This window comes from Limnobacter sp. UBA7229 (assembly GCF_002473065.1).
Taxonomy (GTDB): domain Bacteria; phylum Pseudomonadota; class Gammaproteobacteria; order Burkholderiales; family Burkholderiaceae_B; genus Limnobacter; species Limnobacter profundi.
Window position 1 is genome coordinate 50840 of the sequence record NZ_DKTN01000002.1, and the last position, 19558, is coordinate 70397.

Annotated in this window: 17 protein-coding genes; 4 read left to right on the top strand and 13 right to left on the bottom strand. The window is 53.7% G+C overall.

The features are described 5' to 3' along the window. Nucleotides 1-4: 4 nt before the first annotated feature. Genes B4C79_RS00395 through B4C79_RS00425 form a run of 7 tightly spaced genes read right to left on the bottom strand, consistent with a single transcriptional unit; the run spans nucleotide 5 to nucleotide 7650 of the window. Nucleotides 5-859: a peptidylprolyl isomerase gene (locus tag B4C79_RS00395; RefSeq protein ID WP_291742140.1), complete on the bottom strand. Its 855-nt coding sequence runs from the start codon at nucleotides 857-859 to the stop codon at nucleotides 5-7. Further along, nucleotides 852-1337 carry a hypothetical protein gene (locus B4C79_RS00400; RefSeq protein WP_171100686.1) on the bottom strand — a complete coding sequence of 162 codons (486 nt, stop codon included), beginning with the start codon at nucleotides 1335-1337 and terminating at the stop codon, nucleotides 852-854. The genes B4C79_RS00395 and B4C79_RS00400 overlap by 8 nt, the downstream gene beginning before the upstream one ends. Continuing rightward, nucleotides 1334-2203: a hypothetical protein gene (locus B4C79_RS00405; protein WP_291742135.1), complete on the bottom strand. Its 870-nt coding sequence runs from the start codon at nucleotides 2201-2203 to the stop codon at nucleotides 1334-1336. The genes B4C79_RS00400 and B4C79_RS00405 overlap by 4 nt, the downstream gene beginning before the upstream one ends. 3 nt (nucleotides 2204-2206) lie before the next feature. Further along, complete coding sequence (locus B4C79_RS00410; protein ID WP_105027335.1) at nucleotides 2207-3457, bottom strand: type II secretion system F family protein; 1251 nt, start codon at nucleotides 3455-3457, stop codon at nucleotides 2207-2209. A gap of 2 nt (nucleotides 3458-3459) precedes the next feature. After that, nucleotides 3460-5160 carry a GspE/PulE family protein gene (locus tag B4C79_RS00415; RefSeq protein ID WP_291751188.1) on the bottom strand — a complete coding sequence of 567 codons (1701 nt, stop codon included), beginning with the start codon at nucleotides 5158-5160 and terminating at the stop codon, nucleotides 3460-3462. Nucleotides 5161-5174: 14 nt separating this feature from the next. Next, nucleotides 5175-6032 (bottom strand): hypothetical protein, encoded by an 858-nt coding sequence (locus tag B4C79_RS00420; RefSeq protein ID WP_205882435.1) that lies wholly within the window; start codon nucleotides 6030-6032, stop codon nucleotides 5175-5177. 4 nt (nucleotides 6033-6036) lie between these two features. Beyond that, nucleotides 6037-7650, bottom strand: a complete 1614-nt coding sequence (locus B4C79_RS00425) for a type II secretion system protein GspD (RefSeq protein ID WP_171100692.1) — start codon at nucleotides 7648-7650, stop codon at nucleotides 6037-6039. A gap of 139 nt (nucleotides 7651-7789) precedes the next feature. Here B4C79_RS00425 and B4C79_RS00430 point away from each other — a divergent pair, with 139 nt between their 5' ends. Genes B4C79_RS00430 through B4C79_RS00440 form a run of 3 tightly spaced genes read left to right on the top strand, consistent with a single transcriptional unit; the run spans nucleotide 7790 to nucleotide 9698 of the window. Next, nucleotides 7790-8260 carry a DsrE family protein gene (locus tag B4C79_RS00430; protein WP_291740140.1) on the top strand — a complete coding sequence of 157 codons (471 nt, stop codon included), beginning with the start codon at nucleotides 7790-7792 and terminating at the stop codon, nucleotides 8258-8260. 12 nt (nucleotides 8261-8272) lie between these two features. Further along, nucleotides 8273-9559: an MFS transporter gene (locus B4C79_RS00435; protein WP_291740138.1), complete on the top strand. Its 1287-nt coding sequence runs from the start codon at nucleotides 8273-8275 to the stop codon at nucleotides 9557-9559. Next, nucleotides 9534-9698, top strand: a complete 165-nt coding sequence (locus tag B4C79_RS00440) for a hypothetical protein (protein WP_291740136.1) — start codon at nucleotides 9534-9536, stop codon at nucleotides 9696-9698. The genes B4C79_RS00435 and B4C79_RS00440 overlap by 26 nt, the downstream gene beginning before the upstream one ends. Before the next feature lie 12 nt (nucleotides 9699-9710). On the opposite strand, the gene B4C79_RS00445 is transcribed toward B4C79_RS00440, so the two are convergent. After that, nucleotides 9711-10460: an LrgB family protein gene (locus B4C79_RS00445; protein ID WP_291740135.1), complete on the bottom strand. Its 750-nt coding sequence runs from the start codon at nucleotides 10458-10460 to the stop codon at nucleotides 9711-9713. Beyond that, complete coding sequence (locus tag B4C79_RS00450; RefSeq protein WP_171100702.1) at nucleotides 10453-10827, bottom strand: CidA/LrgA family protein; 375 nt, start codon at nucleotides 10825-10827, stop codon at nucleotides 10453-10455. Before B4C79_RS00450 ends, B4C79_RS00445 begins: the two co-directional genes overlap by 8 nt. Nucleotides 10828-10933: 106 nt before the next feature. Between B4C79_RS00450 and B4C79_RS00455 the strand changes: the two genes are divergently transcribed. Then, nucleotides 10934-11602, top strand: coding sequence for an OmpA family protein (locus B4C79_RS00455; protein WP_171100704.1), 669 nt, complete (start codon nucleotides 10934-10936; stop codon nucleotides 11600-11602). A gap of 81 nt (nucleotides 11603-11683) precedes the next feature. Here the strand turns inward: B4C79_RS00455 and B4C79_RS00460 are convergent, their stop codons facing one another. The 4 genes from B4C79_RS00460 to B4C79_RS00475 form a co-directional block, all read right to left on the bottom strand. After that, a complete protein-coding gene (locus tag B4C79_RS00460; RefSeq protein ID WP_291740133.1) occupies nucleotides 11684-13453 on the bottom strand; it encodes an AMP-binding protein in 1770 nt (589 codons plus the stop codon). A gap of 245 nt (nucleotides 13454-13698) precedes the next feature. Beyond that, on the bottom strand, nucleotides 13699-14700 hold the full coding sequence (locus tag B4C79_RS00465; RefSeq protein WP_291740131.1) for a CaiB/BaiF CoA transferase family protein: 1002 nt from the start codon (nucleotides 14698-14700) through the stop codon (nucleotides 13699-13701). 276 nt (nucleotides 14701-14976) lie between these two features. Next, nucleotides 14977-17322, bottom strand: a complete 2346-nt coding sequence (locus B4C79_RS00470; RefSeq protein ID WP_291740129.1) for an acyl-CoA dehydrogenase — start codon at nucleotides 17320-17322, stop codon at nucleotides 14977-14979. A 74-nt stretch (nucleotides 17323-17396) separates the two neighbouring features. After that, a complete protein-coding gene (locus B4C79_RS00475; protein ID WP_291740127.1) occupies nucleotides 17397-19541 on the bottom strand; it encodes a 3-hydroxyacyl-CoA dehydrogenase NAD-binding domain-containing protein in 2145 nt (714 codons plus the stop codon). Nucleotides 19542-19558 lie beyond the last annotated feature (17 nt).

Genomic DNA, 19558 nt, shown 5'->3' on the forward strand with positions numbered 1-19558 from the left:
TTAGTTAACCCAACTCCACCTTGGCTTGCCTGCGGGCTTGCTCAAGTTCAGCGTTGAATTTCTCTAAAGCAAGGGCTTGAACAATGTCTTGCTTCAATTCTTCCAAAGTGGGTTTTTTGAGTTGTTTGCTGTCTTCAATCTTCAGCACCAAAAGGCCGTTGCGCAAACGCAGCACCTCACTGAATTCACCCTTTTTCATTTTCGACACCACGCGCCCGAGGTTGTAGGGCATTGCCTGAGCCACGGCAAAACCGTCACCCTGCTCCACCAATGGCTTTAACTGATCAAGCGCGTCCTTGTCCCCCTTCTTCAACTTGTCCAGGGTTTGTTGCACATCGTTTTGATCATTGCTCAGGTAATAACTGACTTTCCACTGCTGAAAATTTTGATCAAGAACGTTGGCATCGTAGTAAGCTTTTACATCATCATCGCTCACGGCTTTGCGTAACTCGTCCATTCGTTTGGTGGTGTACAGGGTAGAAAGTACTTCTCTTTCTGCCGCACGAAGGGCCGCTTTGGCTTCTTCCACATACATCTCACGACCACGCTCCGCAGCCACCACCTTGTTAATGTAGCGGTCAATGACAATGGCTCGGTCCACGCCCGATTGCAGCATGCCACCCAATTCCATTTCGGTAATTTTCATGCCATTGATGCTGGCCACTTGGCGGTCTGATTGCCCTGAAGAATCACCTGCCGCAAATGCGCTGGCTACAGGCGAAACACTTGGACTGGAAGAGCCCTGAAAAGCAGTCCAACCCGCCCAAGACACCAAACCTGCCAGGCCCAGTGCTGCAACCCCAAGGGTTAACTTTTGTTTGGCAAATGACATGCCCACTTTGTTGTCCGATTCATTCATCGCCCTGCCCCCTCAATTTAACTTCCACTTTCTCGGTCATCCCTTTGACAATTGCCAACGAAGCCTGCCCCGCGCAACCCGCCAGACAAATTTCCTCGGCATGCCACACCACATCTTTCGAAATACCCTGAATACTGTTCAACACGTACATGAACTCGGCATACTTGGAAGGGTCAGCAATATCAATCTTGATGCTGTCGCGATTGGCAACTACCCGAACATCCGGGCTCAACCTGGCCAGCACACGGGCGTAATCTTCGTAAACCACCTTCCCCACCGGCACACGTTTCAAGGTGAATTCAGGCAGCTCCTGACTTTTCCGTTCAATCTCGTTGGTGCGCAAGAAGTCGTTGACTGAAAAGGCAGCAAGAATCACCATGACCACAGCACACATCATCGCGAACACAGGTGCCAATCCCATCAGACGACTGGCTTCGGTTATCCACAAAGTACTGTTGTTTTTTAAATCCAGTTTCACTTGACTGACTCCTTCTTGCCTTGTTTACGTACACTGAGAAGCCCTTCCATATCCCTTAGATCGGTGACCACGTCGCGCCCCAGGGAATCAAGGTAGTCTTGACTCACCCAACTGGGCAGGATCAACTCAAAAGACTCATCGTTCTCCCCCTTCATGCTGTATTTCTCGATCCAGCCCCCCGATCGCACCACGGTTGCGGATACTTTTTGTATTCTGGAAATTTGGCGTGCAAGGGGTTGCTGTACGCTGAGCTTGATCAAGGTGGCATTCAAATCGTTTTCAACAGCTTGGGCATTCAGCCCACTTGCAGCCTGGCTGTTGGTGTAGGCACTTGCTGCCTGCGCCCCCAAAAACACCATGGATGCTGAAATCAACACGCCAATTGATCCTTTCATCATCAAGGAACTAAAACGCTCGGTAATGCCCTGAATGGCTTGCGGAATGCTGGTGAGCGGTTTGCCGCCTTTGTGTTCAATTTCGACAATTTGCAGATCAAGCCCGATCAAATAGTCTTTCAGTACATCCTGGTCGTTGCACAACAAACGGACGCTGCCACCTTCGATAATCAAGGCGACTGAATAGTCAGCACCGTGCATCAGGTAAATTGCATCGCCCACATGCAAAGGGCCATCGGGCAACACGTCTACAAAAGGCAAGTTAAAACCAGGCGCTGAACTAAGCCATGCACTTTCAATGGCGAAGTAATACACATGGCCCGCACGTTCGGCAATGTAGGCGTGCAGGCGGTTGGTGCCCAAAATCGCGTAGGCCTGGTTCATGACCACTTTCTGTGCACTGCCTGTACCCACAGGCAAACGCCCAGCAATCAGGTTGGAGTAAATGCTTTTTAGATTGATTGCTTCCACGGCTTAGGCTCCCGACAACACAACTTCATTTTGCAAATACACCACGGCCAGGCTGAACAACACCGCAATACCCGAGTACGCAAGAGAGGCCACAAATGCGATGACTGCAAATTTGCGCGCGGCGCTGTTGGCTTTGTCATCCCGGGTTTGTGAAATCGAGGCCAGGCATTCGGCCAGTTGCGCCTGGTCTTTGTGCGCGCGAATCAGCAAGCGTTCGCTGCTGTCCAGCAAGGGATGATTGAAGGCAACAGCAGGCTGCTCTCCAATTTCACTGCGATCGGTGATGGTTTGCCAGAACAGGGACACGGTGGGCGTAATGGTGCCTTTTCGCGCAATTTGTACCGCATTCAAAAAAGCCACGCCACCTGTTAACAAGGAGCCCAACACACGGGTGGTTGCGGCAATGCCCGAGCAAATGAGCAGCTCACCGATCACGGGTACTTTTTCCAGAATTCCGAAGGCTTGCGTGCGGGTTTTTTGATCAGGCGACAACACCAGCATGGTGAAATAAATCAGGATCAGAAAGAATACGAATGAGAAAACCAGCAAACCATTGTTCACCCATTCAGCCAAGGCAAGAGAGCTGTTGTATTGCGCAACCTTGGCGGGGTCTTCGCTCATCAATGGTGTTGCTTTCAATTGCTCAATCAAACCAAAACGCATGCCAATTACCGTAGACACTGCCATGATCAAATCCAGTGCAGTCCAGGTGACGGCACCAAACATCAGCTTCAGTGTTGCTGAGCCCTTCTCATAAAAACTCACTGCTGTTTCAAGGGCCTCACTCAACTGGCCAGCCGCCTCGCCTGCGCTTAACACCGCGAGTGTGGAATCATCAAACCAGTTCAACAGCTCCACAGCCGCCACAAAACCAAAACCCTGGCGCAATGCATTCAAAGCCTGGTTCAAGATCAAACGCGGCTCGCCCAGCTCACCCAGTATCACTTGCTCCAGCGACTTCTCGGGCGACAAACCCGAACGCACATTGAATGCAAGCGCCTGCAAGAATTTTTGTTTGTAACTTCGGCTCACTTTCGATCCAAACAGGCGAGACAACCTGCCTTTGGCTTGCAGTTCGATCACATCCAGCACCACACCGCCACGGTCAATGACTTGCTGAATTGCCTCACGCTTTCTGGATGCGGTAATCACCAATTGGTGGCGAAAATAACCGCTCAAGCGATCGTCAGGCCGAGCGGTTGCATCCAGCATTTGCGGAGCAAGGTAATCCACACGAAAATTTGAAATTGACATGCTCAGTCCCCCGCCACACCAAGTATCTGAAGAACGCTGGGCCAGTCGACCATGCCTTGGTCCAAAAGGGTTTGCAGGGTTTGAAGCCGGCTGGTGTAGTCCACCCCGTTCTCTTCGCATAAATCAACGGGAAGCTCCAGGTTGTGGCTTTTGAAAGCCTTTACGAAACGGCCCCGCATGGTTTCCTCGGCTGGCACATGCATGGTTTCATGCGCAGCAACCCGACCTGAATACCCCAGGCCAGCGCAACGAGTACAGCCCACCTTGTGACGCAAACCAGTGCGCGGTTGAATCAGGCCACCTGTAAGCCGAACCGCCTGTGACTGAAAGTGTTCAAGCATTTCACCCTGTACGGGTTTGGCGCAAGAACACAGGCGGCGTACCAAACGCTGATGAATAACCACGCGCAGAAAATGTGCAAGCAAAAATTCAGAATCGGTGCGGTGGGCGGGGTCGATCATCGACAGGAAACGTTCACTGACCTGCAACACGCTGTTGGCGTGAATGGTGGAAATCACCAGGTGACCACTTTCGGCAAAAGCCAAGGCAGCGCGGGCTGAGTCTGCATCACGCACCTCGCCAAAAATAAGAATGTCCGGGTCTTGGCGAAGTATCGAGCGCTCAAGCTCAATGGCTTTTTGCTTGACCAAGGCCTGCAATTGAATTTGTTTGGCAAAAGGCAAAATGTATTCGACTGGATCTTCCACAGTGATCACATTCATGGCGTCTCGCCGAAAGCCACACGCCACTGTGTATTGCGTGGTACTTTTGCCCGAGCCCGTCGCGCCGGAAATAAACACCAGCCCCCCGGTTTTGCCGGTTTGGTTGGTGATGCTTTTGATCAACTCGGTCATTTTAGGTTGCCCAGGAAACAGGGCACCCAAGCTCGGCAACAGCGAGGCGTCCAATGCACGGAGCACCACCGATTCGCCATCCACCAAGGGTTGCGTGGAAATTCGAAAATCCACCACGCGACCTTCGTGCTCGACAGTCAAGCGACCATCCTGGGCTGTGCGGCTATTGGATGCATCCATGCCCGCTTCAATCTTGATACGAGCCACCAGCGATTGCATCAACAACTCGGGCAGCAAATGGGTTTGCCGCATCACCGAATCCACCCGGTACGCAATCCAGGCATCGGGATCACCTTTGCGACTCAGGTGTATGTCGCTGGCGCGAAGCGACAAGGCCTCTTTCAACACGGCGTACACCAGGCTGCGCAAACGGCCAGCCTCCAGCCCCTCATGCCGAAGTACCGTGATCAGGCCGTTGACCGAGCCGGATTGTTCGATGCGCAACAGCAAGTCACACACCTCCTGACGGCTGGAGGGCAAAAACTTCAATGCAGAAACAGGGGCGCGCAGAATTTGACGGATACGATCCTGTTGAGCCGCTTTCAAGGGCTGCGCACAACGCAAGGTAAGCACCCCCTTTGAGAACTCGGTGGGCACACACACAAATCGACGACAAAACTCCAGCGGCAAAATGGTTTGCAAGGTGAAATGATCGCCAATGACATTGGAGTCTTCCTGGGAACCGGAGTCGACCAAGTCATCCAGATTCAGAAATCGTGAGCGCAAGGCGAGGCTGCCCAACTCGGCCGACCGACCCTCTCCACGCAAGTGTGTGTGTTGTTGGCGAAGCAAATTGAGCTGGTGGTCATCCAGCCCGGCTTGTACCAAATCTGCCTCAAGTGATTTCATGCGGATTGTTTCCTTCAGTTGGGAAAGCCGGTGCCAAAACCAGGTTGATTGTTGCCACCCAGATTGCCGCCAAAACCACCATTGCCACCACCAAACCCGGAGCCAAAGTTGCCGCCTTGCTGCCCCCCCAAAGTGCCTGAAGGCGAGAAGGTTTGTGTTCGCAGCACGGGCACCAAATGATCAAACTGATCGGTTTCCACTTTCAGCAACTGTGAATCGCTGGGCACTTGCGGCAGGCCACCTGCACTCGACTCAAGCGCGCCATAAAACACATTGACCCAGGTCCCGTTTTCACTTAACCAATCTACTGTGATGTCTTGCCCGTTAACCGTGGCCCGCAAAGGGTAGCCGCTGACATTTTCTGTTTTACCCACTCGCAAACGAAGTGCACCCGACGAACGCGACACCGGGCGAGGCACCACCACAGCAGGGGGAGGTTCGCCACGGCCATTGCCAGTCTGTTGAGCGGCAGCAGGCTGACTGACTTGCTGGGGCGTGAAATCGTTTTCGACCCGACGCATCACAATTGCACCCTGAAAATAGGCGGTTACCTGCATATTGCTGAACAGGTTGATGAGGGGCACCGGCAATACCGGGGAGTTCAAGGCTTGTTGGCGAATGTTCAAATCTTCTTGAGTAATTCGTCGCTCGGCCTGCCGGCGCAACTCGGCAGCATCGCCGGTGGCTGCTGGTTCTGCCGGGCGCTGCGTGGCTACGGCAGAATCTGGCCCATTCGCTGCGGGCGCACCCTGCAACATGGCAGGGCGAATCAAGGGATTCGCAATGGTTTGCTGCGACAACACACCACCCGACCATGCCGCGCAAGTACTGGCCAGGCAATAACTAACAAAGTTTTTCTGAAAGGCATGCATGAATTCACTGCTCCTGAAACGGGGTCAGTTTCGAGATCATTTGAACTTGCGAGGGCACAAAACCCAGGCTTGTCGACAAACGCAAGGGACCACCCACGGCCGCTGCCACGGGTTCAACTGCGCTGGGTGCCTTGGGTTCAATTCGGCGTTTGATCGGGGCTGGCGTTTCCAGCACGGGCAACTGCGCTGCAGGTTGTTCCAGCTTGGCCACTTCACCGAACAACAACAAACGCGGGCGAATGGTCACCACCAGTTCGGTTTGCTTGGTGCTCTCGGTGCGGCTGCGTGTGCCCAGCCCACTTTGAAAATCATCTTGGGCGCGCGAAACAGTAATACCACCCAGCAAAATAGTGTCGCCGGGGCGACAACGCACTTGGGTTTTCAGTTCGCGGTCGGCTACTTCAGGTAAGTTCAGATCGACACCCAGCGCAGTAAAACGCTTGAGCGCCAGGAGCTCGGTGATTGAAATATTGATGCGGGTGTAAATGGTGGAATCGTGTGCCTCGCCTGTTAGCGACACTTCAAGGCCGGTGCGCAAATTCTGCGTGTCGGCGGTCGATTGCGCCACTCCGTTCACAATTTGCGAACCCACACGCGACACAAATGTGGTGGACTGGCCCACGCGAATATTGCCGTTGGTGCCATTCATCAAACCAATTTTTGGTTGGCTCAATGTTTTGACATCGCCTTGCGACTTTAAAAAATCAATCAGGAAATTGGTCGAAAAGTTTTCACCAAAAATCAGGGTTTCAATGCCAGTGGCAGTGCGTGTCAACTGCGTAATTCGGTCGGCTGTACTTGAAGCGCCCGCAATGGAAGAATCTGGCGCGGTATTGATGCCATTGCCAGTTTTGTACAACTCCCAACGCACCCCCATGTTGTTGGAGTCATTCAGATCAACTTGCAAAACATTCATGTCGTACACGATCAGCGAACGCGTCGCCCGTGCACGCTCCAGATAATTTTGAATGTCATTCAAGGCCCTGCGGTTGGCGCGAAACACCAGTGATCGATTAATGCGGTCCAGGTAAACATCGCGTGCGCCCAAGTACTGCATGGTGTTGGTAATGCCCGCCATGCTGTCCTCGTTCAGCACAGGCGGCATTGTGACGACAAACTGTTGCTCAGGCATGATCCTCAACACACCCGACTCAGTCACTGTCCAGAAAAACCCCATGATCTCGCCCAACTTGTTCATCACCTGCGGCAAAGTGCCACTGAGATTGTTCAGCGTGACCACTCCATAACGGGACGCTGCATCCGCCCCACCCTCAAAACTCAATGGCATGTTGGTGCTCGCGAAAATCAGCTGCAGCACATCGAACAAGCCGCGTTCGGTTACCGACAGGTTCTCGACCATGCGGTTTGGCAACTCTCCTTCGGAAATTTGTGGACGAACCCAAAAAGTATCGGAGGGCAAACGCTCAATCGGCAAGGTCACCTGAGGTGCGGCCTGACTGGCTCCGGTTATTTCCGGTGCTTTCAGTTTGGCCCGAAACTCATCTTCCTGCCCGAAGGGCCTTAATGACGAGCAAGCCACTGCGCTGAATGCGACAGCCGCGTAAACACCAATTTTGCTGACCGCCAAAGCGGTGTTTAATGCAGTGTTGGGTTTCATACTGTTGCTCATCCTTTTAAATCGGTACTGTTGAGTATCCCGATGCAGGATGGGTTAAACATCCCTCTAAGGAGTCACCTCGCCGACCCCACCTTTTCGCGGGATAAGGCGGGGTTAACCGACATTGAAGGAGCAATTCATGAATTGGCTTATGATCAGAAATACCTTGGTAGCCTGCGCGGCAGGCTTGTTGATGACTAGCACGGTGTATGCGCAGGAATCTGCCCCCGTGAAACGAATGAACACACAGGACATTACCTCGAAGGTGGTTTATCACATTGACGGTGCCGAACAACCGCTCAAAGCCCTGCGCAATATTCGCAACCACCTGGATGTTTCACCGAGAACCACCATTATTGTGGTGACCCATGCCAATGGCGTGGACTTTTTAATGGAAGGTGCCAAGCATGCTGAAACGGGCACACAATACGCCCCACTGGTGAGCGCACTGACCGCCCGCGGCGTGGTGTTCGAGATTTGCGAAATTACCTTGAAAAACCGCAATTTAAAGAGAGACCAGTTTGTGCTCGATGCGACATTCACGCCATCAGGCGTGGTGCGTGTGGCCGACCTGCAAACCCAACAGGGTTTTGCCTACATCAAACCTTAATACCCGCTTGCCATGCAATTGAACACTCACAAGGCAGTATCCCCCCTCACCGTGTTGTGGTGCGGGGCATTCATCATGACCATCTCATTGGGCATACGCCACTCATTCGGGCTTTTTTTACAGCCTATGAGTTTGAGCAATGAGTGGGGGCGTGAAGTGTTTGCCTTTTCAATTGCCATGCAAAACCTGGTGTGGGGTGTGGCACAGCCATTTGTTGGAAGAATGGCTGATCGCCTGGGCTCAGCAATCACCATGATTCTTGGTGGTGCGCTATACACACTGGGTTTGTTTTTGATGGCCATGGCTGAAAGCCCGGGTATGCTGACCTTGAGCGCCGGTGTTTTGATTGGTCTGGGTTTAAGCGGCACCACCTTCCCTGTGGTGTTTGGCGCGGTCAGCCGTGCCATGCCCCCTGAAAAACGCAGCATGGCCATGGGCATTTCCATGGCTTTGGGCTCACTGGGGCAGTTCGCGTTTTTGCCCGGTGGTTTGTTTTTGATCAACCAGGTGGGTTGGTCTTCAGCACTCACCATTCTGGCGTGTTTTGCGGTGATTATTCTGGTGTTGGCCTGGCAATTGATTGAACCCAAAGCCACGCCCCTGAAAACCGATGATGCACCCTGCAGTGCCGAGTGCCCGAACACCGCAGCCAGCCACCAGGAAGCACCTGCAGAGAAAGAGCTCGGCATGTGGGCCTCGCTGGGGCAAGCCATACGGCATCGCGCCTTCCTCATGCTGAGCGTGGGTTACTTTGTGTGCGGCTTTCAAATTCTGTTCATCAGCGTACACCTGCCCAGCTATCTTCAAGACAGCGGCATACCCGCCAGCGCGGGCAGCACAGCCTTGGCCTTGATTGGCCTGTTTAATATATTGGGAAGCTATCTGGCCGGTTTGTGGGGTGGCAAGTTCAGAAAACCCATGCTGCTGACTGGCATTTATGGCCTGCGCGGTGTGCTGATTGTGGCTTTCATCCTGACTCCCTTAAGCACCTGGAGTGTGTACTTGTTTGCAGCGGGCATGGGCGTGTTGTGGTTGTCCACCGTGCCTTTAACCACAGGCACCGTGTCTGCGATGTTTGGGGTAAAAAACCTGTCGATGCTCGGCGGCTTGGTGTTTATGTTCCACCAAATTGGTGCCTTTGTAGGCGGCTGGCTGGGCGGCCTTTTGTTTGATGCCACTGGCAGCTACACAATGGTGTGGTGGATATGTGTGGCTTTAAGTGCAATTGCCGCTGCGGTAAACTGGCCTATTCAGGAACAAAGCGCAAGCCCGAATGAACCCACAGTACAAGCCGCCTGAAAACCAACAAACCAGTACACCACTGATGCCGCGCTGGGCCAAAGTGGTGCTGGTGGCGTTTGCATTGCTGGTGATGCTGGGCTATGCAAGCCCAGACATGCGGGCAGTGTATGTGGCTGCATGGGCAGCGTGTTTTTGAATGCCCTGGCTTTTAGCTGAAAAAACCAAACACCCACGGTATTAAAAGCGCACCAAAAATGCCGTGCAAACCCATGCCCAAGCTGGCATAGCGCCCAGCCTCGGGGTGCACTGAAAATGCCCGTGCCGTGCCAATACCATGCGCTGCAAGCCCCATGGTAAAACCACGCACCCACCAACGCTTCATGCCCATGAAATTAAACAGCCAGGTGCCCACCGCTGCCCCCAAAATTCCGGTGACGATCGCAAACAAAGCCGTGAGCGTGGGCGAGGCACCAATGCGTTCGCTCACCCCCATAGCAATGGGTGCTGTCACCGATTTGGACCACAAGCTTTGAACAATATCCAGGTTGGCGCCCAACAGATGGGCAGTACCCAGAGCGCTGCCGATCGACAAAGCACCACCCACCAACAAGGCTGCACTCAGCAACACCAAAGTACGAATGGTTTGCCCCTTGACCGCAGTAAGCCCCTGGTAAATAGGCACCGCCAATGCCACGGTGGCTGTGCCCAATAAAAAGTGGACAAACTGGGCACCTTCAAAATACTGCTGGTAACTTAAACCCGTGATTTGCAAGAATGCAGCCAACAACAACACCGCAATCATGACCGGGTTGGTGAACGGATGCTGCCCACTTTTTCTGTAACACCAAAGGCCAATTTGATATGCCAGCAAGGTGAGAAACAAGGCGCTGAGTGGATTACCACTGAGGTAAACCCAAATTTCAGGAAGCTCCAGCACGCGGCGGGCAGACTCATTCATTTTTGCCACCCTCGCTCACTTCACCCGGCATGAAGCGGGCAGCCAGTTTGTCCAGCAACCAGGCAGTGCCCACCAAAGTCACCACCACGCTGACCAGCAAGGTCATCAAGATCACCAAACCAAATTCAGCCAGCACAGGCCAAAACACGACAACACCCACCGCCGCAGGCACAAACAGCAAACCTAGATTTGCTGTGAACACATTGGCGGTCGATTGAATATCGGCGGGCACACCACCCTTGATGAAGAAAAACACCAACAAGGCGATCAAACCCAGCACGGGACCGGGAATGGATGGGAACAGGGCAAAGCTGAGCAACTCGCCCAAGGCTTGAAAAGCAAGAAGTATCGTCAATGATTTAAGCATGTGGCAGTGTAGCGCCATGAAATTTTTATAGTCAACCTGTAAAACGGTGAGGCGTTAGAATGAAACTGACAGCAATTGATTCAGAACAAAACCCAAGGAATACACCATGAACAAATTCAAACTTTCAGCAATCGCCCTTACTTTGTTTGCCGCAGGCTGTGCCAGCAACGGCGGCGGCATATTTCAGCAACCGCAGGCCCCACAACAGCCCGCCCCCGGATCGCCCGTGGCCGTAGCCGGTTGCCCTGTTGCCCCTGAGCGCAAAGTAGACAACACCAAAACTGCAATTGGTACCGCAGTGGGTGCAATTGGTGGTGCCATTGTGGGCAACAGCATTGACGGCAAAGACACCGTGCGCGGTGCGGCCTTGGGTGGCCTGTTCGGCTACCTGGTGGGCAGCCAGATCGCCGTGCGTGAGCAACGCGATGGTTCTGTGATGCTGGACATTCCTGGTGCCGCCTTGTTTGACACCAACAAAACAGCAATCAAATCGCAATTTGCCGGTACATTGGACCAAATTGCAGCCACACTGCGCGACAACCCCAACACCATTGTGTGCGTGATTGGCTACACCGACAGCACAGGCAGCGACCAGTACAACCAAGACCTTTCCGTGCGCCGTGCACAATCGGTGACCAGCTTCCTGACTGGCAAAGGCATCGATGGTGGTCGCTTGACAGCTGCGGGCTTGGGTGAACGCTTTCCGGTAGCCACCAACGACACCGAAGCAGGCCGCACTCAAAACCGTCGCGTTGAGATGTACGTACGCAACTAAATCTGATCAAGCTGCCTTTGGCAGGCTGCGGTAATAAAAAAAGCCACCTGAGAAGGTGGCTTTTTTATTGAACTCACTGATTTACGCAGTTTCTTTCGGCTTGTCACGAAGTTCGCGGCGCAAAATTTTGCCAACTGGCGTTTTAGGCAAGTCGTCACGGAACTCTACGAATGACGGGATTTTGTAACCAGTCAGGTTCTGGCGGCAATGTGCAATCAAATCTTCTTTGGTCACACTGGCGTCTTTCTTCACCACCACCAGCTTCACTTTCTCGCCAGTCACTGGGTCGGGCACGCCTACCACGCCACATTCAAGCACGCCAGGGTGCTGTGCAACCACGTCTTCAATTTCGTTCGGAAACACGTTGAAGCCGCTTACGATGATCATGTCTTTCTTGCGGTCTACAATTTTCACGAAGCCTTGCTCGTCCATGGTGCCAATGTCACCTGTGGCCAGCCACCCGTCTTTGTCGATTGTTTTGGCGGTTTCTTCAGGGCGGTTCAAGTAACCCAGCATCACTTGTGGACCACGCACACAAATTTCACCAGGTTCATTCAAACCAGCCCACAGGCCATCGTCACGCTTCAAACGCACTTCGGTGCCCGGAATAGGCAAACCCACGTTGCCGCGGAATGCAGGGCGCTCGCCGCCATGCAGCGGAGGTACTGTAACCACTGGCGAAGTTTCTGTCATGCCGAAGCCTTCAGAAATTGCGCAACCGGTTACTTTGTACCAACGCTCAGCGATAGGCTGTTGCAAAGCCATACCGCCGCTCATTGCAAACTTCATATCGGAGAAATCACGTTTGCAGAATTCTTCGTTGTTCAGGAAAGCATTGAACAAGGTATTCACCGCAGTGATTACATGGAATTTTTCTTTGCGCAGCACCTTCATCACAGTGCCCACATCACGTGGGTTGGCAATCAGAATGTTGCGCGCACCAAAAGTCATGAACAACATGCAGTTCACGGCCAGAGCATAGATGTGGTACAGCGGCAGCATGGTGACCACACAAATCGGGTCTTTGCCAATGGCTTCGCTCATCCAGGCCAAGCCCTGCTCCATGTTGCTCATCAGGTTACGCTGAGTCAGCATGGCGCCTTTGGAAACGCCAGTGGTACCACCCGTGTATTGCAGCAAAGCCACATCGTCCAGCTTGGGGCTGGGCTTGGGATAAGAAACACCTTTGCCAGCAGCCAAGGCCTTCTTGATCGGCACCGCTTGTGGCAGGTTGTAAGCAGGTACCATTTTCTTGACCTTGCGCATCACAAAGTTCACGATCAGGCCCTTCAAGCCACCCAGCAAATCGCCCAGCTGCGTGATCACAATGTTCTTGACCTTGGTACCCTCGAGCGACTGCTGCAAGGTATTGGCAAAGTTCTCGAACACCACAATGGTGGTTGCGCCAGAGTCTTTCAACTGATGGTTCAATTCACGCACGGTGTACAGGGGGTTGACGTTGGTCAGAGTACAACCCAGCTTCATGGCACCCACAAAGCACACGGGGAACTGCACGCAATTGGGCAGCATGATCGCCACCACATCGCCAGCCTTCACACCAATCGATTTCAGGTAGCCAGCAAACTGGTCGGACATGTCATCGACCTGTTTGTAGGAGAACTCAGTACCCGCTGAAACGAAGGCTGGACGATCAGCGTACTTTTTCAAACACTCGGCCACCAATTCCAGCATGCTGGTGTAACGCAGGGGTGGCATGTCGCCTGACACGCCAGGAGGGTAGCTTTTGGTCCAGTAATGCGACTCGAAAAGCTCTTGCGCTTCTTTGCTGACAAAACCATTGAATTGATCGGGCGATACCTTAGGGGCGGCCTCGTCGGGACGTGCTGACATGTACTGATCTCCTGTAAACCGAGCGAATGCGGCCAAGGAGGCGCCACTTTGGGTGGCTTTTTATGTCTCCCCGGCTGAGCCTGCGTGGGCTCGGTTTTTATAAGTGTTGTATAAGACTTCCGGCAAATTCAACAATACCATTCTTCCTGCAATTTTGGTAAGAATCGCGTAAGTTAGCCCAAAGATTTCAGGATTTTAGACGCAGTACTCGATTTACCGGCGCAATTTTCCCATCCGAAAAAACATCAAATACCCAGCAAATTTCGCTTTTTGATTTCTGCACGGCTCAGCACCGGCGTGATACAGGCGTCCACTTTGCCAAACACTTGCTCCCAATGGGCAAGAGGCTGAGAAGCAATCAGCGCCTTCATGTCGGCCAGCATTTGAACTGCGGGTGGGGTGCCTGGCATGGCACCGCGGCTCCAGTGAACATTCACCCACTCGGGCTTGCCCATGGCTTCGCAAGCCACTTTCCAGAACTTGTGCTCCAGTGAACCTACCGCCAAATGACGCTGGTCTGCAGTTTTGTACACGTTGTAACAGGCCAGGCCGCCGCTCAGCAAATCGTCTTGATGCTTGGCGGGCTTGCCGCTGAGCATGATCCACATCTGTTCCATGCTCTCGGGCATGATGTTTTGCTTCCACAGGTTGTGGGTCATGGACACATCCACAAACGTGCCCTGCCCTGTACGCTGCGCTTTCAGCAAGGCTGCCAAGATGCCCTGCACGGCCGCAGACGTGCCTCCAAACAAATCACCAAACTGCACCGCAGGCACCGGGATGTCGCCGTCGGCTGTTTGCAAGCCATCAAGTACTCCACTGAGCGCCATGTAATTGATGTCGTGGCCAGCCTTTTCAGCCAATGTGCCTTTCTGGCCATAACCGGTGATGCAACACATCACCAGCTTCGGGTTCAGTGCTTGCAAGGTGTCGTAGCCACAGCCCATGTCGGCCATCACGCCGGGGCGGAATCCATCAATCAGCACATCCGCTTTGGCAGCATGATCCCTCAAAGCCTGAATGCCCTCGGGCGTGCGAAAGTCCGCAGTAACAATCTGTTTGCTGCTGTTCAAAGCGGCATACAACATGGGCATGCTTTTGGCGTCATCCCCGTGTGGGGGTTCCATCTTGATGACCGTGGCACCCATCTGCTGCAAGATCAGTGACGTTGCTGGCCCAGGCAAATTGCGCGACAAGTCGAGCACGGTGATGCCTTCGAGCAAGGTGGGGTCTTGAATGGGTGACATGTGTGACGGCCTCGGTGATTGATTGTGAATAACTTTGTTGATTTGGACCGGATCGACCCTAGCCTGGCTTGAGGCACCATTCGCTTCGCCCTGAGCAAGGTTTCTCGATCCGGCTTGATGCTTCTGGCTTGGGGCATGCGAAACGCCACAGCGTCTTCGCATCGATTGCTTTCAGCAATCGCCCCGCGCTGCGAATCCGCCGGGAAACCTTGCAAAATCGGGCGAAGCGAACAGTACCCCTAGCCAAGCCGGGGCGCTGTTCACATGAACGCCACGTTAAGAGTTCACAACCCTCAAGCGCTCACCTTGTACCGCTGCGCCATGGCTTACATTGGGCACATTGGCACATTCAAAGCCGGGTGCGTAAGTTACCGAGTTGTCACCGAAGAATTCCTGCGGTGTGAACTCGTCAACCATGATGGCTTCCAGGCTGATGCGGTTGGCACGGTCCAGCAACTTTTTGTCGGCTGCTGTAATAATGCCCTTGGCCAATGCGGCTTCTGCCATTTCCTGCACAGAACCCTTGTCCACCAGCTTGGAACGGCGCGCCTGAATCACTTTCATTTGCACCACTTCGGCTTCCTGTACGGCCTGGAAGGCCGCCATCAAACGCTTCACGCCTGTGGTTTGTGCCAGCACTTCATCGCTGTCCATGTCGGCCAGGTTGAACTTGGGCATGTACAAATCACCTGTGATACGGCCCAGTTGGGCACCGCTCTTGGTGATTGTTTTGGCCACGGTCGGCACCAAACGATCCAGACCAGAACCAACAATCGGGTTCACGCGCAAGCTGAAATAGCCCACGGTGCGCAGCAAAAAGCCCACTGCGTTGTTGCCAAAGTTGGAATAGATGGATTCGAATGCTTTTTGCACTTTCGCCAAGGCGTATTCGCAAGCGTACTGAACCAGTGGCAAGTCTTCCTTGATTTCACCTTCAGCCACGTAGCGGCGAATGGTTGAAATGGCGAGCAGTTGCCAGCCCAAAGCATCGGCGAAATGGCCGGTCAGTTGCTGGCGGGCTTTCAACTTGCCACCCACGGTGATCAGGGCCATGTCGGTGAGGAATGAATATCGGGATGAAGCCCAGGCCAGCTTGCGCAGGTAAGGTGTAACACCGTCAATCTTCGGTGTGCTGGCCATGTAACCACGGGTCAGCGTAAGACCAACCAAACGGCTGGTGTTCACCACCATGTGACCAATCCAGCCTTTCAGGGCGCTGCTGAAGGTGGGCAGGTCGTTGGCTTCCAGCGCGTTCGCAATTTTGAATGCGTAGGGGTGACAACGCACAGCACCTTGACCAAACGTAATCAGCGAACGGGTCATGATATTCGCGCCCTCAACGGTAATTGCAACCGGGGCTGAACAGTAGCCACGGCCAATCACGTTGTTGGGGCCTTGCATCACACCAGCACCTGCCATCACGTCCATGGCGTTTTTAGCTTGCTCACGTGAAAGTTCGGTGAGGTAGGCTTTCCACACAGCCGACACCACAGGGGGCTGTTCGCCGTTGTCCAGTGCGCTCAACGCATACACACGCGCAGCTTCACTGAGGTAGGCCATCGCCGCAATTTCAGCCAGCTTTTCCTGAATACCTTCCATTTCAGCAATCGGCATGCCGAACTGCTGACGAACACGGGCGTATGCGCCAGAGGCAGCCGCTGCTGCACGGATGCCGCCGACCGCACCAGCCGGCAATGAAACCGCACGGCCACCGGCCAGCTGTTCCATCAACATGCGCCAGCCTTGGCCTGCGCACTCTTTGCCGCCAATAATTTCGTCCGCATCAATCACCACATCGCGGCCAATAATCGGGCCGTTGTAGAACGCATCACCAATCGGCTGGTGGTGTTTGCCCATTTCCAAACCAGGTGTGCCACGGTGTACCAGAGCCACTGTAATGCCGGGCTCTGCACCCTTGCCCAGCAAATTCTCGGGGTCGTGCAGCTTGAATGCCAGCGAAATGAGGTTGGCCACCGGTGCCAAGGTGATGTAGCGCTTGCGGAAGTTCAGCTTGATTTGAACCTTGCCCTCTGCGTTTTTAAATACCACACCGCGCGCCAGAATGGACGCAGCATCGGAGCCTGCTGTGGGTTCGGTCAAACCGAAACAGGGCAGGTATTCACCACTGGCCAGGCGTGGCAGGTAATGTTCTTTCTGTGCCTGAGTACCGTAGTGCTTGATCAACTCAGCTGCCCCCAAGCTGTTGGGAATCACAACCAGTGTTGACAGCAGTGGGCTGTGCGATGTGATCATCGCCATGATGGTGGAAATGGCGTTGGCCGAAAATTCCAGACCACCAAACTTTTGGGGAATCAGGAAAGAATAAAAACCGGCAGATGCCAAAAAGTCGACTGCTTTTTTCGGAATGATGCGTGTGGTCGCAATTTCATGCGGGTCGCACATTTCGCACAGTTGCTGCACTGGGCCGTCGATGAAATCGCGCTCGCGCTGATTCAATTTCGAGTAAGGCTCGGCAAACATTTTTGCAAAATCGGGCTTGCCGGAAAACACCTGCCCGTCAATCCACACCGTGCCTGCTTCAAGCGCCTGGCGCTCGGTCGGCGAAATTTGCGGCATGGCTTTGGCTTTGATCAAGCCATTCATGATTGCTTTGAATACCATGGTTACTGCTCCTGTTTTCGTCATTCATCGCGAAGCCAGCTGCCCTTGGACAGCTTGCTTCGCAGGGTAAAAAATCAAGCCAGCTTGTCTTCCAGCTTTTTGCCTTGAGCTGCCATTTCCACCAGCATGCTGGCGGGCTTGAAACGTTCGCCATACAGAGCGGCCAGTTCTTCGCAACGCTTAACGAATTGAGGCAATCCTTTCGCGTTGATGAACTGCAACATACCGCCTGTGAATGGCGCGAAGCCCAAACCGAAAATGGACCCGATGTTGCCATCCGCCACGGAACGCAGCACTTTTTCCTGCAGGCAGCGTGCGGCTTCATTGGCCTGGATGTACATCAAACGGTCCTGAATTTCCTGTGAGCTGGGCTGCTCTTTGGCCAGCGGGAATTCTTCGCTCAAACCTTTCCACAGGGTTTTGCCTGCGGGGGAGTAGTCGTAGAAGCCTTTGCCGTCTTTCTTGCCGATGCGGCCGTGCTTTTCAGCCACAGTAATCAGTGTTTTGTAGCCTGGGTGCTCGGGGAAAGTTTGGCCTGCGGCTTCCATGTCTTTCTTGGTTTGCTTCATGATCAGCAAACTCAGGCTGAGCGACACTTCGTCGTACAGCGCCAAAGGTGGCATGGGCATGCCGGCTTCCAGACCTGCCATTTCGATGGAACGGGGGTGAACACCCTCGCCCACCATGGCAGCAGCTTCCATCAGGAAGGTACCGAACACACGGCTGGTGAAGAAGCCACGGCTGTCGTTCACCACAATCGGTGTTTTGCCGATTTGCTGAACATAGTCAAAGCCCTTGGCCAGTGTTTCATCGTCGGTTTTTGCACCCATGATGATTTCAACCAGCGGCATTTTGTCCACGGGGCTAAAGAAGTGCAAACCGATGAACTGGTTGGGGCGCTTGGATGCTTCGGCCAAGCCAGTAATTGGCAAGGTCGATGTGTTGGACGCATACACGGCTGTTGCTGGAATAACCGCTTCAGCTTTGGCAGTGACATCGGCCTTCACGGCGCGGTCTTCGAACACAGCTTCAATCACCAAATCCGCACCTTCCAATTTGGAGTAGTCGGTGGTGGCAGTAATCAGGTTCAGCAGTGCCTCTTTCTTTTCAGGTGTGCTGCGCTTTTTGGCAATGGCTTTGTCCAGCAGGTTGGTGCTGTAGGCCTTGCCCTTGTCTGCACCTTCCTGAGTGGCGTCGATCAACACCACCTCAATGCCCACTTTCGCAGACACATAGGCAATGCCCGCACCCATCATGCCTGCACCGAGCACGCCAATTTTCTTGACCTTGCTTTTCGCAGGTGCGCTTGGGCGGCTTTGACCTTTCTTGATGCTGTTCAGCTGGTACCACAGCGTATTCATCATGTTCTTGCTTTCTTGCGACAACACGCAAGCAGCGAAGTAACGGCTTTCCACTTTCAAACCAGTGTCGATATCGGTGATACCGCCCTCGAATACGCAGCTTGCAATGTGGGTCAGCGCTGGGTAGTTACCAAATGCCTTGGCGTTGGCCATGCTGGGTGCGATCGCCCAAATTTGCGCAATGGCTGGGTGCTTGGAATCGCCACCAGGGAATTTGAAGCCCTTCACATCCCAGGGCTGCAATGCTTTTGGATTGGCAATCGCCCAAGCCTTCGCCTTGGCAATCATTTCCTCAACTGAATCTGCTGTGTCTTGAATAATGCCCTTCTTCACGGCCTGCTCAACGCGCAATTCCGTGCCTTGGGTCATCATCTCCAGCGCGCCCTGAATACCGATCATGCGGGGCAAACGCTGTGTACCACCGCCGCCAGGCAGCAGACCGAGCTTCACTTCGGGCAAACCAAATTTGGCTTTGGGGTTGTTCAGTGCGATGCGGTGGTTACAGGCCATGGCCAGTTCCAGACCACCACCCAATGCGGTGCCGTTCAAGGCGCATACAATGGGCTTCTCGCACTTTTCCATGCGGCGCAACAGGGTTTTGAAGGCTTCCGCCAAATCAAAAGCTTGCTGTGGGTCGGTAATTTTGTAAACCGTGTCCAGGTCAGCGCCAGCCAAAAACTCTGGCTTGCCAGAAGTCAGCACCACACCTTTCACGGCCGCATCGGTTTCAATGCGGGTCAGGGCTTCCGCAAAGGGGCCCATCAATTCTTCGTTCAATACGTTCATGGAACGGCCGGGCATGTCGAGCGTGACTACCGCGATGCCATCCTGACCGAGTTCAAATTTCACTGCACTCATTGTTGTTTCTCCTTCGG

Excerpts from the sequence above, each read along its gene's own strand:
- B4C79_RS00395 (WP_291742140.1), bottom strand. The coding sequence starts at position 859 with ATGAATGAATCGGACAACAAAGTGGGCATGTCATTTGCCAAACAAAAG.
- B4C79_RS00410 (WP_105027335.1), bottom strand. The coding sequence starts at position 3,457 with ATGTCAATTTCAAATTTTCGTGTGGATTACCTTGCTCCGCAAATGCTG.
- B4C79_RS00415 (WP_291751188.1), bottom strand. The coding sequence starts at position 5,160 with ATGAAATCACTTGAGGCAGATTTGGTACAAGCCGGGCTGGATGACCAC.
- B4C79_RS00420 (WP_205882435.1), bottom strand. The coding sequence starts at position 6,032 with ATGCATGCCTTTCAGAAAAACTTTGTTAGTTATTGCCTGGCCAGTACT.
- B4C79_RS00425 (WP_171100692.1), bottom strand. The coding sequence starts at position 7,650 with ATGAAACCCAACACTGCATTAAACACCGCTTTGGCGGTCAGCAAAATT.
- B4C79_RS00430 (WP_291740140.1), top strand. The coding sequence starts at position 7,790 with ATGAATTGGCTTATGATCAGAAATACCTTGGTAGCCTGCGCGGCAGGC.
- B4C79_RS00435 (WP_291740138.1), top strand. The coding sequence starts at position 8,273 with ATGCAATTGAACACTCACAAGGCAGTATCCCCCCTCACCGTGTTGTGG.
- B4C79_RS00440 (WP_291740136.1), top strand. The coding sequence starts at position 9,534 with ATGAACCCACAGTACAAGCCGCCTGAAAACCAACAAACCAGTACACCA.
- B4C79_RS00445 (WP_291740135.1), bottom strand. The coding sequence starts at position 10,460 with ATGAATGAGTCTGCCCGCCGCGTGCTGGAGCTTCCTGAAATTTGGGTT.
- B4C79_RS00450 (WP_171100702.1), bottom strand. The coding sequence starts at position 10,827 with ATGCTTAAATCATTGACGATACTTCTTGCTTTTCAAGCCTTGGGCGAG.
- B4C79_RS00455 (WP_171100704.1), top strand. The coding sequence starts at position 10,934 with ATGAACAAATTCAAACTTTCAGCAATCGCCCTTACTTTGTTTGCCGCA.
- B4C79_RS00460 (WP_291740133.1), bottom strand. The coding sequence starts at position 13,453 with ATGTCAGCACGTCCCGACGAGGCCGCCCCTAAGGTATCGCCCGATCAA.
- B4C79_RS00465 (WP_291740131.1), bottom strand. The coding sequence starts at position 14,700 with ATGTCACCCATTCAAGACCCCACCTTGCTCGAAGGCATCACCGTGCTC.
- B4C79_RS00470 (WP_291740129.1), bottom strand. The coding sequence starts at position 17,322 with ATGGTATTCAAAGCAATCATGAATGGCTTGATCAAAGCCAAAGCCATG.
- B4C79_RS00475 (WP_291740127.1), bottom strand. The coding sequence starts at position 19,541 with ATGAGTGCAGTGAAATTTGAACTCGGTCAGGATGGCATCGCGGTAGTC.